We start from the raw sequence: 17179 nt of genomic DNA, 5'->3' as shown, positions 1-17179 counted from the left end.
ATTCTGTAGGGTTTTTTCTTTGTCTTAACCTGAATTGTTTCTGTACTTTGTACGTGTTTTTATTGGTTTGGTTTCTTACCCTGAGGAAATAATTATTATATGCTCCGCCGTTTGCTATTATTTGCGTTTAAAATTTCCATTTACTTTTTGGTTATCTCCATCGTTTGGGTTGTGGTGCTGAAATTTGTGCCTGTCTGGGTGACACCTTTTATGATCTCACGAAAAATAGATGCTTTCAGAGCGGATGAGGATACGGAAATTCATAAAGACTGGGAATCTTACGATAACATTTCAAAAGAAGTAGCTTTGGCGGTCGTGGCCTCTGAGGACCAGAATTTCCCAAACCATTGGGGATTTGATTTTGACGAGATCTATGATGCAATGACGGAAAAGCGTAAACGAGCCAGGGGTGCCAGTACCATATCGCAGCAAGTGGCCAAAAACGTGTTTTTGTGGCATGGAAGAAGTTATATCCGGAAAGGGCTTGAAGTTTATTTTACCGTTTTGATTGAATTAATCTGGGACAAACGGCGTATCCTGGAAGTTTATCTGAATGTTGCTGAAATGGGAAAAATGACATTTGGCGTAGAGGCAGCTTCTCAGCGTTTTTACAAAAAATCTTCCAAGGACCTCACGAGATATGAGGCAGCCCGAATCGCGGCAGTCTTGCCAAATCCGGTCCGGTTTTCTATCAAAAATCCTTCGGCCTACGTCAATAAAAGGACCAATCAAATTGTAAGGCAGATGAAATATCTTGGTGGACGGGATTATATTGCCGATTTGTAGTGGTTAATGCGATTCTTTGTTTGGTATGTCTTCAGTTAGGCGACTCCGATGGAGTCGAAAAGGGATATTTTCTATAAACAGGCGGCTCTACGGAGCCAGAAGATTGAAAATTCGACCTCGTAGAGGTACCCTGTTTATAGCAAAAAAGAGCCGTTTAAATATTTTAACTCCGTAGGTGTTTCCTGTAAATGTTGAGGCGACTCCGATGGAGTCGAGAAAATCTTCGAAAAGGATATTTTCTATAAACAGGCGGCTCTACGGAGCCAGCAGGTTGAAATTCCACCTTGTAGAGGTATACTGTTTACACAATCAACCTTTTACCTCGTTCACCAGCCCTTTGCCACTCTCAAAATCCGATAGATTTCCGAGCGTGATCGTGGCGATTTCTTCCAGCGCTTCTTTCGTGAAAAAGCCAAGATGACCTGTGATCAGTACATTGGGAAAGGATATCAACCGGGCAATAACATCATCCTGAATGACAATCTCAGACAAGTCCTGGAAGAAAAGATCGGCTTCCTGTTCGTAAACATCAATCCCAAGAAAACCTATTTTTCCAGTTTTAAGACCGTCAATAGCGTCCCGTGTATTCATCAGCGCGCCACGACTTGTATTAATGAGCATGACCCCGTCTTTCATTTTTGCAATGGAAATCTGGTTGATCATATAAGCAGTCTGTGGATTGAGCGGACAGTGCAGCGAAATGATATCGCTATTCGTGAAAACTTCGTCCAGTGCTTTGTATTGAACACCCATTGCGACCAGCTCCTCCGATTCCCGGATATCATAGGCAAGGACTTTGCAGCCGAAACCCAGCATGATTTTACAAAAAGAGACGCCTATCAGGCCCGTCCCAATGACCCCAACTGTTTTTCCGAACAGGTTAAAACCAGTCAGATTCTCAATCGAGTAATTGCCTTCTCTAACCCGGTTGTATGCTTTATGTGTTTTTCTGTTTAAAGTAAGGATCAAGGCCACAGCATGTTCAGCTACCGATTCGGGAGAATAAGCCGGAACCCTTACGACTTTGATATTCCTGCTTTTTGCAGCTTTGAGGTCAACATTGTTAAATCCTGCACAGCGTAGGGCAATCACTTTGATTCCGTTGGCGCTGATTTCTTCAATCGTTTTTTGATTTATTACATCATTAACAAATACACAAACCGCCTCAAATCCGGCCGTCAGGCTAGCCGTTTGTTCATTCAGTGGGACTTCAAAGAATGTTAAATCATGACGATTATCGTTATTGAATTGATTGAAATACGCTTTGTCGTACGACTTGGCGCTAAAAAAAGCTACTTTCATGAGATTGCGTTATTGAATATTGTAAGAGGCGTTCAGGAATTAAGGTAGCAAATACTGCACTAGAAAATCCTCATTTCTACTTTTTTTCATAAATTTCCTTGGGAACATAGTCCATTATTCCCGTTTTCAGCGCATCGATCAAGCGCGTTTTTACCTGTTCACGGTTTACAACAAGGCAAACTTCCCGGGCTGGTTCTGGAAATTGAAAGTGGCGGATATGTTTTTTTCGTTCTTCTGATAATTCGAGTACTGCAAGTTCGGGCAGGATGGTTATTCCTCCGTTTTTTTCAACCATACGTATCAGGGTTTCAATGCTTCCTGAACGATAATGAAAGCTGTTGCCAAACTGGCTGCTGCGGCTTAGCTCGCATAACCGCTGGATTTGTGTGCGAAAACAATGTCCTTCTTCCAAAAGCCACAATTCGTTTGGTTCGATGTCGCCGGGAAGTATGTATTTTTTGTTGTATAAATCCGTATTTTCAGAAACATAAGCATAAAAAAGCTCTTTGTACAAGGAAATCTCCTGCAAGCCGCTATCTCCCGAAAGGGAAGCAACAATACCAACGTCCAGATTCCCGAGTTTAAGCTCTGTAATAATACGTTCCGTGATCATTTCCGAAACATGAAGACGGATGTTGGGATAATTTTCAATGAATGGCTGAACCAGGTGAGGCAGTAAATATGGGGCAATTGTTGGAATAATACCAATACGAAGTTCTCCGGAAAGGTCACCATTGAAATGTTTGGCGATTTCGGTTATCCGCCTTGCTTCAAAAAGAATCGTTTTTGCCTGATCAATGATCAAGCGTCCGATCGCTGTTGGAACGATGGGTTGTTTGGTACGATCGAAAATTTTTACACTCAACTCATCTTCCAGTTTCCGGATCATCATCGACAACGTGGGCTGCGTGACATGGCAATGTTCAGAAGCCTGGACAAAATGACGATGGTTATCAACGGCGACTATATATTCTAATTGTTGAATGTTCATAAAAAGGTATTGTATAATTATTTATCCGAACAGTTTAATTTTATTAACTTGCTCTTAATAAGACGTCGTCTAAGGGTATAAATTTGATCTATGCAAAGATAGATATTATCAGTTTGATTGATTTATTTAAATGTATTTTATTTGTAACATACTTCTTCTTAAAGGTTACTAAAACAGTTTAAGTTTAATTACTATGGCAGACGAAAAGAAAAAATTGACAACCGCTTCGGGCAAACCGTACACGGAAAATGAAAACAGCCAGACCGTTGGTCCGCGTGGTCCAATCCTTTTGCAGGATTTTATTTTGCATGAAAAAATGGCGCATTTCAACCGTGAGCGTATACCTGAGCGCGTAGTGCATGCAAAAGGTTCCGGTGCCTATGGTACTTTCACGGTTACCCATGACATTACAAAATATACCAAAGCCAAGCTATTTAACGAAATAGGGAAAAAAACGAAGACTTTTCTGCGTTTTTCAACGGTGGGAGGAGAAAAAGGATCGGCAGATACGGAGCGCGACCCGAGGGGTTTTGCGCTGAAATTTTATACCGAAGACGGGAACTGGGATTTGGTTGGAAATAACACACCGGTATTTTTTATCAAGGACCCTAAGAAATTCGGCGATTTTATCCATACCCAAAAGCGCGACCCGCGCACAAACTGCAAAAGTGCGACCATGATGTGGGATTTCTGGTCATTGAACCCTGAAAGTCTGCATCAGATCATGATTCTTTTCAGCGACCGCGGAACGCCGTACAGCTATCGCCACATGCATGGTTTTGGGAGCCATACATTCTCGCTGGTGAATGCGGATAATGAGCGTGTTTTTGTCAAATTCCATTTCAAAACACAGCAAAAGATCAAAAACTTTACGGATTCCGAAGCCGGAAGAATGAAAGGAATGGATGCCGACTGGGCGCAACGCGATTTGGTAGACTCGATTGATAACGGTGATTTCCCAAAATGGGATGTGAAAATCCAGATCATGACAGAAGAACAAACACAAACTTTCCGCTGGAATCCATTCGATTTAACGAAGATCTGGCCGCAAGGGGAGTTTCCATTGATCGATGTGGGTGTACTGGAATTGAATAAAATACCTGATAATTTCTTTGCTGATGTAGAACAGGCTGCTTTTGCACCGGCTCACGTGGTGGACGGTATTGGCTACTCGCCGGACAAAATGCTGCAGGGGCGTTTGCTTTCTTATCCGGACGCACATCGTTACAGGCTAGGTGCCAACTATGAGCAATTGCCGGTAAACCGCTGTCCTTATGCAACCAATAACTATCAGCGCGACGGCAGTATGCGTTTGGATGGAAATGGGGGGGGAGCTCCGAATTATTTCCCGAATAGCTTTGACGATATTGAAGTAGATCAAAGTTACAAAGAACCTGCGCAAAACATGGATTCACTGGTTGCAGACTGGTTCGATCGTAACGGAGAAGGTGATAACGATCATTATACGCAAGCGGGGGATCTTTTCCGCAAAGTATTTAATGATGAGGAAAGGACAACGCAGGTTAATAACTTCCTGGGATCACTGAAAGGTGTATCTGGTCCGAAACGCGAATTAATTCTTAACCGTCAGCTTTGTCATTTCTTCCGTGCTGATCCGGAACTGGGGTCAAGAATCGCGCAGGGTTTGGGCATTCAGATTGACGAAAGTATGTTTGCGCACAAGGGATAAAATTGAATAAACCAATGTATTACGATACAGAGCGGCGTGTGAAATTTCACACGCCGCTCTGTATTTTTTTTCGTTAAAAAATCATTAAAATTTATAAGTAAAGTGATGTTTTTTCAAAGGTGTGAAAAGGTCTTTACCGGTATGTTTTATCTTGATAAATGGATTAAATCGCCGGAAAAAGGCCTTTTCGCGATTTTGTAAGGTTAATTTTGTTTTAATCCGGCAATGTCGTGCTGAAGAGATTCTGAAATGAATTTAATTGACAATGGTTTTTTGTGCAAATTCGTGTCTTAGTCAAACAATTTTACAAAGTTGCTCACTTAAACAAACTTAAAATGAAAAATTTAAAGGCGATTATGATGGTGTTGCTACTGGTAATTTCCGGAACGGCCTTCGCTCAGACTGCACAGCCGGCGACTCCTGCTGCCAAAGCAACAGCTACAAAAAAGAAAGCGGACAAGGAAGTAAAAGCTACGAAGGAAGAAGTAAAAGCGGATGCAAAAACAGCCGAGGCCTCAGGTGCCAAATTGAAAAAAGACGGTACGCCAGACAAGCGTTATGCTGAAAATAAAAATCTGAAAAAAGACGGGACACCCGATAAAAGATTCAAAGACAATAAGGCGAAAGAAGCAGTAAAGGCTGAGAAAAAGCCTTGATCTAACGTTCTTCAAACGTATTTGGAGCAAAAGGGTGGCAAAATATTTGCCGCTCTTTTTGCTTTTCAGGGGGTGTCATAACCGGGAGCGAAAATAAATATTCATTTTCTCTGGAAAATTTAGGGTAAGTGCCTGGCTGGTTGTCATTTCAGTGAACAATCAAAGTCAGGCATTTTTGGTTCGTAATTATTTCATTGCAATGAATATAACCGGGGAAGATATACGCTTATTAGACAGGGATACGGAGGTGGAATTTGAGAAAGTCTTCAAGGCTAATTTCAAAAACCTTCATGCGTATGCATACACCATCGTGCACGATGATGTGATGGCCGAAGAAATGGTGCAAAATGTCTTTTGTCGTTTATGGGAAAAGAGAGAGCAGATTCAGATCAGGGAATCCGTAGGGGCCTATCTGTATCGATCTGTCTATCATGAAAGTTTGAATTATCTCAAACATTTGAAAGTAAGGGATGCTTACCAGACTTATGTGATCAATCAAATGGCTGACAGCAATAACGCGGCCTATGAAATTGAACTTTCTGAACTGGAAGACCGGTTGGATCTTGCTTTGAAAGAACTGCCCGAAAAGTGCCGGACCATATTTCAGATGAGCCGTTTTGAAGAATTGAAATACCAGGAAATTGCCGATAAACTTGACATTCCTGTAAAAACCGTAGAAAATCAAATGGGGAAAGCCCTGAAATTACTCCGATTGAAACTGGTAGATTTTTTACCGGCCGCTTTGATAGTATTACTGATGAATTAACAAAACAAGATCATGCGAAAAGAAATGAACGATAATATGGATGATCTGCTGGTGAAATATTTGCTGGGTGAAGCGACCATGCAGGAACGGGAAGCAGTGGAGCAATGGGTTGCGGAGAAAACGGTCCATCGGAAATATTTTGATAATTTTAAACTGATATGGAGTCGAAGCAAACAACTGGCAGCGCATAGTGAAGTGGATGAAGATATGGCCTGGCTCCGGTTTAAGGACCGTGTCGAGGAAATTCAGAGCCCGGTTGTTCCCATGTTTTCAAGCCCGTTTTTCAGGATTATGCGTATTGCAGCCGCAATTGCGATTGTCGCGGGAGCCGGATGGTTTGCTTACCTGTTATCGGTTAAAAATGATAAGTCGCAGGAGGTTGCCGTGCATTCGGGGAATAAGACACGCGTGGAGACATTGCCCGACGGATCTGTGATAACCCTGAATAAAAATTCGTCAATCACATACGCGGAGCATTTTACGGACGGTGATACCCGGCAGGTTGTTTTGACGGGAGAAGCATTTTTCCAGGTCACACCCGATAAGTCAAAACCATTTCTGATTCACTCCGATGATGTTACCGTGAAGGTGGTTGGAACGTCATTTAATGTTAAAAATACTACAGAGAAAACGGAAGTGATTGTGGAAACCGGGTTGGTTGAGGTTACAAAAAAAGAACAAAAGGTAAGAATCCGTCCGGAAGAACGGGTGACGGTATCCAAAGGAAATATTGATCTGGTCAAGCAAAAAAATGACGACCGTTTCTATGATTATTACAGGACGAAAAAACTGGTATGCGAGGATACTCCGCTGTGGGAACTCGTACAGGTTTTAAATGAAGCATATCACGCCAATATTACGGTGAGCCATGAAAAAATGAATCTGCCCATCAACACCACGTTTGATGACAAGTCACTGGATGAGATTCTGAATATCATTCGTGTAACCTTTAACATAGCCATTGTGCGGGATGATGGGCAGATAATTTTAAAATAGGCTGTATCTTTCGGCATGAATCGGACTTTTACTCTCTTAGGAGCCATTGCATCAGTAGCGTTGATTTTTATGCTATCGTCCGCTTGTTATGCCCAAAAATTACTCGACAGAACAGTTTCCATTCGGGTAAATCAGAAGCCGGTGTCTGAGGTTTTAAAGGCTGTAAGCGAACAAGGGAAATTTTATTTTTCCTATAACAGCAATCTTATTCCGGGTGATAGTCTGGTAACCTTGTCTGTACAATTCAAATCGGTAAAACAGGTTTTGGATGTGCTGCTTACCGGGGTTTATCAATACAAAGAGACCGGCGATTATATTATTATTCAAAGACCACCCAAGGAAAAATATTTTCACTTAACCGGCCATATCCTTGACCATGAGACGGGTAAAGAAGTGGATTATGCCAGTGTTTATTCCAAACAGCAACTCGCTTCAACGCTGACAGATGAGCAAGGTTTTTTCAAACTCCGGTTGCGAGACCGGAGTTTTCCATTGACGCTGACAGTCAGTAAAATTGGCTATGCGGATACTTCCGTTGTTATCAATTCAGATCAGGAAACGGATCTGAATTTGTTGCTTTATCCCAAATCCATTGACCTCGATCCGGTTTTTGTCCGTTATTCCGAAGGCAGCGGGACCTGGCTTGGGAGGCTTTTCGTTTCGTCAAAATTACGTTTGCAAAGCCGGAATATCAGCAGGTTTTTCGTTTCTCTTCCTTATCAGGCTTCGTTTACACCGGGACTGAGTACACACGGTAAAATGAGCTCTCAGGTCAGTAACAAATTCTCACTGAATGTCATCGGGGGCTATACGGCCGGTGTCAATGGCGCCGAAATTGCGGGCGTCTTTAATATTTCAAAAAAAGATATGCGCTATGTTCAGGTGGCGGGATTGTTCAATGTCGTGTCCGGGCATGTCCATGGCGTGCAGATGGCCGGTTTTTATAACCAGGTGCTTGATTCGCTCAAAGGTGTTCAGGTATCGGGTTTTGGTAATCAGATCAATAAAAGTCTTTCTGGTGTTCAGGTTTCCGGTGTTTTGGGCAGAGTTTCCGGCGATATGCATGGCGTTCAGGTTTCTGGTCTTGGAAACATTGCCAAAAGTACGATTCGTGGCGGTCAGGTGGGTGGTGTTTTCAATACAGCTGGGGCATCGATGGATGGCTTCCAGGTTTCCGGTGCCATGAATTTTGGCCGCGACGTAGTTGATGGCGTCCAGGTGGCTGGCGTTGGTAATATTAGCCGGAAAGATGTAAAAGGTGTACAGGTGGCGGGACTTTTCAATTATGCCAAAAACCTTCATGGCGTGCAGTTCGGTGTTATCAATATCGCCGACAGTTCCTCGGGTTACAGCATCGGGCTGATCAATATTGTTAAAAAAGGGAAAGGCGTAATTACTTTGTATGCGAATGAAGTACTGCCGGTTAACCTTGCCTGGAAATCGGGAAACCATAAGCTGTACAGTATTTTCACGATCGGTACGGCGTTAAATCCGAATAACAAGGCCTATACTTTCGGTTTTGGTTTGGGAAAAGATGTTACTTTAAACAAAACGCTGTCGCTAAGCGCAGAGCTTCTCAGTCAGAATTTTTATCTGGGGCATTGGGAAAATCTTCCCGTTTTAAACCGCCTTCAGACGGCGCTGAATGTCAGGCTGACTAACCGTTTGTCTGTTTTTGCTGGTCCGTCTTTCTCCGCGTATTATTCCGAATATAAAGAATTTAAGAAAGGGTATCAGTCGTTTTCAGACAAAGGATTCTCCCGTTTTAAGCTAAATAACACGACGAACGCCTGGATTGGCTGGCAGTTTGGATTGAGCTGGAATTATAAATCTGTTTATAGGTAATTGATTTGTTATCAAGTAATTATATTGTTTTTTTGGCGATGCTTTTATTCCTTTCTAATTTTTTTTTCAATTATTTAAAGTCTGAAAAAAGGGTAATTCCCATTCCGGTTGTCAATGCTGTACATACGGCAAAGGGAATAGATTGAAGGCCTGCAATTTTGGATTTCCCCGCTGTGTGTGTTTAAACTTCCATTTTAAATTTAGACACAATGAACAAGTATTCAGATATCATCAACAGGACTTTCATTATTTGCTTTTTCCTGCTTTGTTTTTCCATCAGCGCTTTTGCCCAGGATAACCATACGAGTGTTGCCCATGTGGGGTTGATTTACCCAGTGAGTACCAATGGGAAAAATGCCGGTTTATATACCAACGCTTTTTCGCTGCACGCAATCGCCGGTCTGTCAAAAGCGGAAACCGGGGTAGCGATCTCGGGTGTTTCTTTATTGATAAAAGATTCGGCAAAAGGAGTCCAGGTGAGCGGGGTAACCAACGTGATTTTGAATTCTGCGCAAGGCGTGCAGGTGGCAGGAGTCACCAATGTGATTCGTCATGATGCGCAGGGTGTGCAAATTGCAGGATTTTTAAACGTGAGCGAAACATCGGGGGCAGCTCAGATTGCGGGATTCAGCAATATCACGCATAAGTCAGCGAATGGAATTCAGGTTTCCGGTTTTTTGAACAAGGCTGGAAACGTAAATTCCCAGATCGCAGGTTTCATGAATATTGCTAAAAATGTAAAAGGAATTCAGCTGGCCGGATTGATCAATGTTGCCGACAGCAGCGATTACCCAATCGGATTTTTGAATTTCGTGAAAAACGGGGAGAAATCGATCAGTCTTACCATTGACGAAACTTCAACGTTGTTGGCGTCGTTTCGCTCAGGTGGACGTGTTTTGTACGGGATTTTAGGGATTGGTTATAATTTGAAAAGCGATAACAAATCGTTGTACGGACTGGAGGCTGGTTTGGGCGCGCACATTCCGGTTTCTGGAAAATTCAGGATCAATACGGAAATTACCAATCTTACTTTATCGGATTTTAAGCGTGGGGATTATTTCAAAAACAGCCTGCGTATACAGCCAGCGTTTAAACTTACCCCACAGCTTGAAATATTCGGAGGGCCAAGTTTGAATTACGTCAATTACGCCAAAGGAAAGGGGGATGGGCTGATGGATCACTATCTTTGGAAAAAGGTCAAGGGGGAAGATTTCCAGGGATTGTATCTGGGTTTCAATGCAGGTGTACACTTCATACTGTAAATGGTGAAGGAGCAATCTTTGAGGATTCCTATAAAGCAGGGTATTTTTAGGAAGGTGAATATCCGGAAAATGCTGCTGGTTGCCTTCTACGAGCTGATATCGGATGTTTTATTTGTTCTGTTATCGCGTGTTTTCAGATACAGGTCAAAAGTGATTAAGAAAAATTTGAGAAATTCTTTTCCATGGATTTCTCAAAAGGAGCAAGTTGATCTGAGGCGATCCTATTACCGTCATCTAGCGGATTTGATCGTGGAACCCTTTATGATCAGCGGTATGCGAAAGAGCGACATAAGATCATTTGCCCATTATGAAAATGGCCATCTGCTTAACAACATCCTGAATTCCGGCAAGGATGTTCTTTTAATGACATCGCATTATGGTAACTGGGAATATCTGCTGACACTGCCGCTTATTACCGATTATGAAGTTATTGCGGTGTATTCTCCGATGTCAAATCCGTTTATTGACAATCATATGAAACGGCTTCGCTCCCGGTTTGGCATTAATCTGATTGAGAAGTCGGATTGGTATCGGGCGGTTTTAAAACGCAAAAGTACCAGACCGGCGGTGTACATTATGATTGCGGATCAACGTCCTGTTCAGCCCTATAAATATGATGTTTGTTTCCTGGGACTTAAAACGTATGTGCAGGCCGGTTGTGAGAAAATTGCGCAAAAGTTGAAATGTGCTGTTGTATATCTGGATGTTGAAAAAGCGGAAAGACATTGTTACAAATATCGTTTAAAACTCTTGTCGGAAGATGGCAGCCATGAAAGGCCGGAAGGAATTTTGAACAGGTATTATAACGAACTTGAAAAAACAATTCTAAGAAAACCAGAGCTGTACCTATGGTCTCATGACCGATGGAAAAACCATGAAGTGTAAAAGGATTCATGGGTCGTGTGCCAATGTATCAATATGGGGCTAAGTTCTTCAAAAAGTGGTATGATTTCCACAATAGTTATAATTTAAATTACTGGAGTTATTGCCGTTTGACATAGGTTAGGGTTGGTTTTGACGAATCAGGCACTGTTTTGTTAGGGTGGCTTTCGTTAAAATGAATTTTCACTAAAATCAGCGAGTATGAAAAAATTAGCATTTATTGGTGTTTCCTTATTGTTTTTTGCATGGGGTTGTAGTAATGATGATGACGATGTGACTCCGCCAACGGAAGTTTTACCAACTTTGAAAGTGACGACAACATTGTCGGGTGCGAATGAGAGACCTGCCAATAATTTAACGGCAACAGGTGCTGTTGACGGGACGCTGGATCAGGAAACGAACATTCTTAAGCTAAATATTACATATAGTGACACTGCAAAGGCTGATTCAACTGCCGGAGATTCGACTGTTGCTTTTTTACCAACTGCGTGGCATATCCATAAAGGAGCGGCTGATACAACGGGAGCAGTGGTAATTGATTTTGGAACTACATTTGCAACGCCTTTTGCTTTTACAGATACGCTTACGGCTGACCAGATCGCTGATCTGAAAGCTGGTTTGTATTATGTAAATATTCATACGAAAGAGTATCCTGCGGGAGCGATAAGAGGACAGTTGACTGCGAAAGAATAATAAGGAAATGAAATAAAAAAGTGGAATCCGCAGCCGGATTCCACTTTTTTTGTATTGCTGTCAAATAGAAATTGAAGCTTAAAACAGTGTTTTTGCTTTTTCCAAAGCCTTTTCCAGGCCGCTTGCATCCGAGCCACCGGCCGTTGCAAAGAAAGGTTGTCCGCCGCCGCCGCCGCGTATTTCTTTGGCCAGGTCTTTTACAATAGCTCCGGCATTAAGTCCGGCATTCTGAACCACATTTTCAGCAATGAAAACGGATATCTGAGGTTTACCTGCTATTTCCGCCCCGAAAACGGCGATAAGATTTTCCACCTGGTCACGAAGTTCGTACGAAAGCTGTTTAAGTGAATCCGCCGAGGGAACGTCAACTCTTTGGATAATCAGGTTAAAACTCTGGTGGCTCTTAACCTGATCGAGTAACTGTAATTTCAATTGCTGAATTTTCTCATTTTCCAGCACCTCGATGCGCTTTTGTAATTGCGTGCGTTCTTCAAGCAAGCTTTCAACCGCTTTGATAATATCCTTAGGACCTTTTAAAAGATCTTTCAGCTGGTTCAGTGTATCTTCCTGCTGACGCATCAGTTCAAGCGCTTTTTCGCCGGTAACCGCTTCCACACGTCGTACACCTGCTGAAACGGATCCCTCGGAAATAAATTTGAAAACGCCGATTTCACCGGTTGAAGGAATGTGTGTTCCTCCGCAAAGTTCGAGTGAGAACTCAGGATCAAAGATAACTACGCGTACAAAATCACCATATTTTTCACCAAACGTAGCCGTTGCACCCATGGCAATCGCTTCCTGGATCGGCAGGTTGGACATTACTTTCAAAGGAATATTCTCACGGATCTTTTCATTAACGCGGTCTTCTATCCTTTTCAATTCCTCATCGGTAACTTTGGAGAAATGTGAAAAGTCGAAACGCAATAACTCGTCGTTCAGGTAAGATCCTTTCTGTCCGATGTGGGTTCCCAGAACCTCACGCATGGAGGATAGCATCAAGTGTGTCGCCGAGTGATTCGCCTTGATCTTGTCACGGCGTTCTTCGTCAATGTGCGCAACAACGATACCTGCATTTTGCAAGGGATCATCCAGATTTTTGTCTCTTGAAATATGAACGAACAGATCGTTTTCTTTTTTGGTATCGACAATGAAGGCAACCTTTGGTTCACCATTGACGGCCCAGCGCAAAGTTCCGGTATCGCCAACCTGTCCACCCATTTCCGCGTAAAAAGGAGTCCGGTCCAGCACAATATGATATTCTTCGCCGGTTTTGGTTTTTACCTTCCGGTATTTAACGATATGGCTATGCGTTTCTTCAAAATCATACCCTAAAAATTCAACGCCATCCGACTCACGCAGCTCGATCCAGTCCGTTGCCTCCTTGGCTGCATCCTGGCGTGAACGTGCTTTTTGCTCCGCCAATGCATCCTGGAAACCAGCTTCGTCAATGATGAAACTTTTTTCACGGGCGATAAGCGCCGTTAAATCCACAGAGAATCCAAACGTATCGCTCAGTTCAAAAACTTCGCTGCCCGCGATGACATTCGTCTCTTTTTCTTTCAAAGAGGTCATGATGATATCCAGGCGTTTCAGTCCTGATTCAAGCGTACGCAGGAAGCTTTTTTCTTCTTCGAGAATAACACGGGTAACGAATTCTTCCTGCGCAGTAAGTTCCGGGAAAACATCCTTGAACTGATCGGAAAGAACCGGTATTAATTTATGGAAAAATGGCTCAGAGAAGCCAAGATAAGAATAACCGTAACGCACAGCGCGACGTAAAATACGACGGATCACATAACCTGCCTTTACGTTCGAAGGAAGCTGGCCATCCGTAATAGCAAATGCAACGGCACGGATATGGTCGGAAATTACCCGCATTGCGATGTCCGAAAACGGTTCATCGCTGCCGTATGTTTTTCCGGATAATTTTTCCAGTACGTTGATCGTATTCTGGAAAACATCGGTATCATAGTTTGACATTTTAGCCTGAACCGCCATACAAAGGCGTTCAAAGCCCATCCCGGTATCGACATGTGTCGAAGGAAGCGGAATTAATGAACCGTCTGCTTTACGCTCAAACTGCATAAATACCAGGTTCCAGATTTCCACCACCTGCGGGTGATCATTGTTTACCAATGATTTTCCGGGCACTGCATCTACGTCAGCTTGCGGACGTAAGTCAATATGAATTTCAGAACAGGGTCCGCATGGGCCGGTATCACCCATTTCCCAGAAGTTGTCCTTTTTGTTACCAAGAATAATACGGTCTTCACCAACAATCGGTGCCCACAAATCCCAGGCTTCCTGATCAAATGGCACGCCATCCTTTGCATCTCCTTCAAATACTGAAACGTACAAACGCTCTTTCGGCAGCTTGTACACTTCGGTCAATAATTCCCACGCCCAGGTAATTGCTTCCGTTTTGAAATAATCACCAAACGACCAGTTTCCCAACATTTCGAACATCGTATGATGGTAGGTGTCGAACCCAACGTCCTCTAAATCATTGTGTTTTCCTGAAACGCGAAGGCATTTTTGTGTGTCGGCTATACGACGTGACGGAGGTGTGCCATTGCCCAAAAAGAAATCTTTGAACTGTGCCATACCCGAATTATTGAACATCAGGGTTGGGTCATTCTTGGCTACCAAAGGAGCCGAAGGAACAATAAGGTGCTCTTTGCTGCGGAAAAAATCCAGAAAAGACTGGCGTATCTGATGCGAGGTCATTGTATATAAGTTGGTACTAAGTCTCTTAAAAATTTCCGCAAAGTTAATGAAAATTGCATTCGGGTCGGTAACAATGGAGGATTTTCGTCGGCTAGGGCCTATGACCTAACCTAAGGGGCGTTGAGAAGCGGAGAAGTTAACGTCCGGTCATGTTGATAAAGGGCTGGATTTAAATCAAAAATCAATCCCTAAGGTTATCTCAAACGTCTCATGGCGGTAAAAAAGGTCAACGCCAGAGCATCAGGGCCGAGTTGAAGGCTTCTTCGACGCGTCTTCGGGGCTTATGGAAATAAATCAGACCGTGACCGGGTAACATGATATCCATGTCTACTTTCGCGAATTTGCCCAGTGACTGGGTATAAATGGTTTTATTAAAATCGATGGATCCGCTCCATCCGAAATCGCCACCGAGCAAAGTCCCGATCACATCACCGCTGAAAACGATGTGTTTACCTTCCCAAACAAATGAATAGGCTGTGCATCCCATGCTGTGGCCGGGCAGGTGCATAATGGTAAATTCGATGCCGAGCACGTTTATTTTTTCGCCGTCGGAAATGGTTTGGTCGACGGTAAACGGCGTGAAGATCTTATGATACAAATAACCGCAGCAACGTTCATCGCCCGTAGAGACGGCATCGGCAGTTTCGCCGATGGCTATAAATTTTACACCCTTTTCTTTGAGTATATGTCCACCACCGGCGTGGTCGTAGTGCGCGTGGGTGAGCAGGCAGACTTTAATATCGTCGGGCGAGAGGTGCCAGTAACGCATATTATCAAAAATCTGATCGATCGTATTGCCGCATCCGCAGTCGACCATGATCAATCCCTGCTCTGTTTTGATGACATAAGAGTTTCCATCATTCCATAAAGCACCGGGCTGATCGAAGGTGACACCATTTAAATCACCGCCAACTTGAAAAATATTTTTTAAAATCTGCATCCTTTGCTCTTTATAAGGTAAATACCGCAGTAGTAAATACGCTCAAACCTGCTTTTAAGGCTATGTGACTCTGCAAATGAACGTTGTGAAATCTTCTTTTTATTCAATAAAGAAAGAAGGTGAAATCATAAACGTTTAGCGTGAAAAAGCTAAAAGGTTTTATCTGGAAAGCCGTGAAACTGATCGGCATAATGTTTAAATGAGTTTTTAAAATCTTTGAGTATAATTGAGTGTTAACCTCCTTTTTTTATATAATCAACAAACAAAAATGGCACCAGTCATAATCTTAAATAATTGCGGGGAATATTTCGATTTGTGTCAAATAAGAAATATCTCTCTTACACTCTTAACGTGCGACAGATGAAACCCTACTCGGAGTATTCAGCCGAAGAGTTAGCGATGGAAAGTCTTTTTATCAGGTGGGTTAGATTTCCAAATGATCCTCCAATACGCTCTTTTTGGGAAAGCTGGATGACGAAGTATCCCTATAAAAGGGATACGGTGAACAAAGCGCGGGAACTGGTTCTTGTAGCATCAGAATGGAGGCCGGAAGTGCTTTCCAATCAGGATGTTAATTCAATTTGGGACCGGATCCGGAATTCTCTGGAAATAATAAAAGAACGCGAACCAGCCGATCATGATACAGTCCCGACTTCTTCTATTTTAAAGCCCAGAAACATCGTTTTCGGCGTGATCGCGATAGCACTGCTAGGCATACTTTGCCTGCTCCTATTGTCTTACTTTAGATAATTATTTTAATAATTCGGGGATAAAATTGAAATTTCCTTAAGGGTTTCTTGGTATTTTGTCGTCTCCTATGGGTAGTCTGGTGACTTTGTCTCCGGGCTGCTGTGGGAAGGATTATTTGTACAAAATCTCCTATGAAACCGGAAAATCCAATTCTTCTGACAGAAAAACGGGCACTTGATCGACATTTTAAAATTGATCTGAACGTGGAAAAGGCGTTTGGCAGTGAGCCTTTATGGGAATCGCTCAAAGCCGGAGAAACCGATTCTTTTGAGAAAATTTTCAAGGAATTTTACCGCCCGCTGCTGAATTATGGAATCCGTTTCAATAGCGACAGGGAAGAAGTGAAGGATTGCATTCAAATCCTTTTTATTAAAATTTGGGAGCGTAAGGAATATCTGGGGGAGTCGGACTCGATCCGGAATTATTTGCTGGCTTCTCTTCGCCGGTTAATCATCAAGCGAATGAATGCGGCTAAAAATACATTCATTGGTCTGGACGACAATGATATTGAATTCCATGCGGACCTGTCCATTGAGGCCCAAATGATTCATGATCAGACTTCCCTTGATAGTATTAATGTCTTGCAAGCCGCCATCGATAAACTTCCGAACCGCCAAAAGGAGGCACTTTTTTTAAGGTTTTATGGCGATCAGTCCTTTGCGGATATTGCTGAGGTCATGAATATTTCTACCAGAGCGGTTTACAAACTTATCTACAAAGCGCTCGATTCTTTAAATGAAGACCTGGCACCCTATGCCAAGCGTATTCCGCTGCTTCTCGCATTGTTTTTCAGCCTCCCGTTTGAACCTGTTATTGATCTGCTCAGAGAATCCTGAAAATATTTTTATGTTGTAATTTCTTGATAGTCAGCGTATTGTTTCTGTTATTTTATT

At 42.8% G+C, this 17179-nt stretch carries 15 protein-coding genes; 11 read left to right on the top strand and 4 right to left on the bottom strand.

What is annotated here, in order from left to right; genetic code table 11:
* The first annotated feature begins 99 nt into the window (after positions 1 to 99).
* The gene (gene mtgA / locus RB622_RS01205; RefSeq protein ID WP_308044655.1) at positions 100 to 786 is read left to right on the top strand and encodes a monofunctional biosynthetic peptidoglycan transglycosylase; all 687 of its coding nucleotides are present in this window, start codon (positions 100 to 102) and stop codon (positions 784 to 786) included.
* A 309-nt stretch (positions 787 to 1095) separates the two neighbouring features.
* Here the strand turns inward: mtgA and RB622_RS01200 are convergent, their stop codons facing one another.
* Positions 1096 to 2088, bottom strand: coding sequence for a 2-hydroxyacid dehydrogenase (locus RB622_RS01200; RefSeq protein WP_308044654.1), 993 nt, complete (start codon positions 2086 to 2088; stop codon positions 1096 to 1098).
* A 76-nt stretch (positions 2089 to 2164) separates the two neighbouring features.
* Positions 2165 to 3079, bottom strand: coding sequence for a LysR substrate-binding domain-containing protein (locus tag RB622_RS01195; protein WP_308044653.1), 915 nt, complete (start codon positions 3077 to 3079; stop codon positions 2165 to 2167).
* Positions 3080 to 3272: 193 nt separating this feature from the next.
* Here RB622_RS01195 and RB622_RS01190 point away from each other — a divergent pair, with 193 nt between their 5' ends.
* From RB622_RS01190 to RB622_RS01155, 8 genes are all read left to right on the top strand, one after another.
* Positions 3273 to 4769, top strand: coding sequence for a catalase (locus tag RB622_RS01190; RefSeq protein ID WP_308044652.1), 1497 nt, complete (start codon positions 3273 to 3275; stop codon positions 4767 to 4769).
* A gap of 335 nt (positions 4770 to 5104) precedes the next feature.
* A complete protein-coding gene (locus tag RB622_RS01185; RefSeq protein WP_308044651.1) occupies positions 5105 to 5425 on the top strand; it encodes a hypothetical protein in 321 nt (106 codons plus the stop codon).
* A 199-nt stretch (positions 5426 to 5624) separates the two neighbouring features.
* Positions 5625 to 6191: an RNA polymerase sigma-70 factor gene (locus tag RB622_RS01180; RefSeq protein ID WP_308044650.1), complete on the top strand. Its 567-nt coding sequence runs from the start codon at positions 5625 to 5627 to the stop codon at positions 6189 to 6191.
* Positions 6192 to 6203: 12 nt separating this feature from the next.
* Entirely contained in the window at positions 6204 to 7187 is a 984-nt protein-coding gene (locus RB622_RS01175) for a FecR domain-containing protein (RefSeq protein ID WP_308044649.1), read from the top strand.
* Between the two features lie 15 nt (positions 7188 to 7202).
* Entirely contained in the window at positions 7203 to 9032 is a 1830-nt protein-coding gene (locus RB622_RS01170) for an STN and carboxypeptidase regulatory-like domain-containing protein (RefSeq protein ID WP_308044648.1), read from the top strand.
* Positions 9033 to 9241: 209 nt separating this feature from the next.
* Positions 9242 to 10294 (top strand): hypothetical protein, encoded by a 1053-nt coding sequence (locus RB622_RS01165; RefSeq protein WP_308044647.1) that lies wholly within the window; start codon positions 9242 to 9244, stop codon positions 10292 to 10294.
* On the top strand, positions 10295 to 11179 hold the full coding sequence (locus tag RB622_RS01160; protein WP_308044646.1) for a lysophospholipid acyltransferase family protein: 885 nt from the start codon (positions 10295 to 10297) through the stop codon (positions 11177 to 11179). It abuts the gene before it with no gap.
* A gap of 198 nt (positions 11180 to 11377) precedes the next feature.
* Complete coding sequence (locus tag RB622_RS01155; RefSeq protein ID WP_308044645.1) at positions 11378 to 11869, top strand: CHRD domain-containing protein; 492 nt, start codon at positions 11378 to 11380, stop codon at positions 11867 to 11869.
* Positions 11870 to 11947: 78 nt separating this feature from the next.
* On the opposite strand, the gene alaS is transcribed toward RB622_RS01155, so the two are convergent.
* Both alaS and RB622_RS01145 read right to left on the bottom strand, forming a co-directional pair.
* The gene (gene alaS, locus RB622_RS01150; RefSeq protein ID WP_308044643.1) at positions 11948 to 14596 is read right to left on the bottom strand and encodes an alanine--tRNA ligase; all 2649 of its coding nucleotides are present in this window, start codon (positions 14594 to 14596) and stop codon (positions 11948 to 11950) included.
* A gap of 226 nt (positions 14597 to 14822) precedes the next feature.
* Entirely contained in the window at positions 14823 to 15536 is a 714-nt protein-coding gene (locus RB622_RS01145; protein WP_308044642.1) for an MBL fold metallo-hydrolase, read from the bottom strand.
* 360 nt (positions 15537 to 15896) lie between these two features.
* Here RB622_RS01145 and RB622_RS01140 point away from each other — a divergent pair, with 360 nt between their 5' ends.
* Together RB622_RS01140 and RB622_RS01135 are read left to right on the top strand one after the other, a co-directional pair.
* The gene (locus RB622_RS01140; RefSeq protein ID WP_308044641.1) at positions 15897 to 16286 is read left to right on the top strand and encodes a hypothetical protein; all 390 of its coding nucleotides are present in this window, start codon (positions 15897 to 15899) and stop codon (positions 16284 to 16286) included.
* Positions 16287 to 16417: 131 nt separating this feature from the next.
* Positions 16418 to 17122 (top strand): sigma-70 family RNA polymerase sigma factor, encoded by a 705-nt coding sequence (locus RB622_RS01135; RefSeq protein WP_308044640.1) that lies wholly within the window; start codon positions 16418 to 16420, stop codon positions 17120 to 17122.
* Positions 17123 to 17179 lie beyond the last annotated feature (57 nt).

Origin of the sequence: Dyadobacter sp. LHD-138, from assembly GCF_030929615.1 — a bacterium.
GTDB lineage: Bacteria > Bacteroidota > Bacteroidia > Cytophagales > Spirosomataceae > Dyadobacter.
The sequence above is the reverse complement of the archived record's forward strand: the minus strand, read 5'-3'. Positions and strand labels throughout refer to the sequence as shown.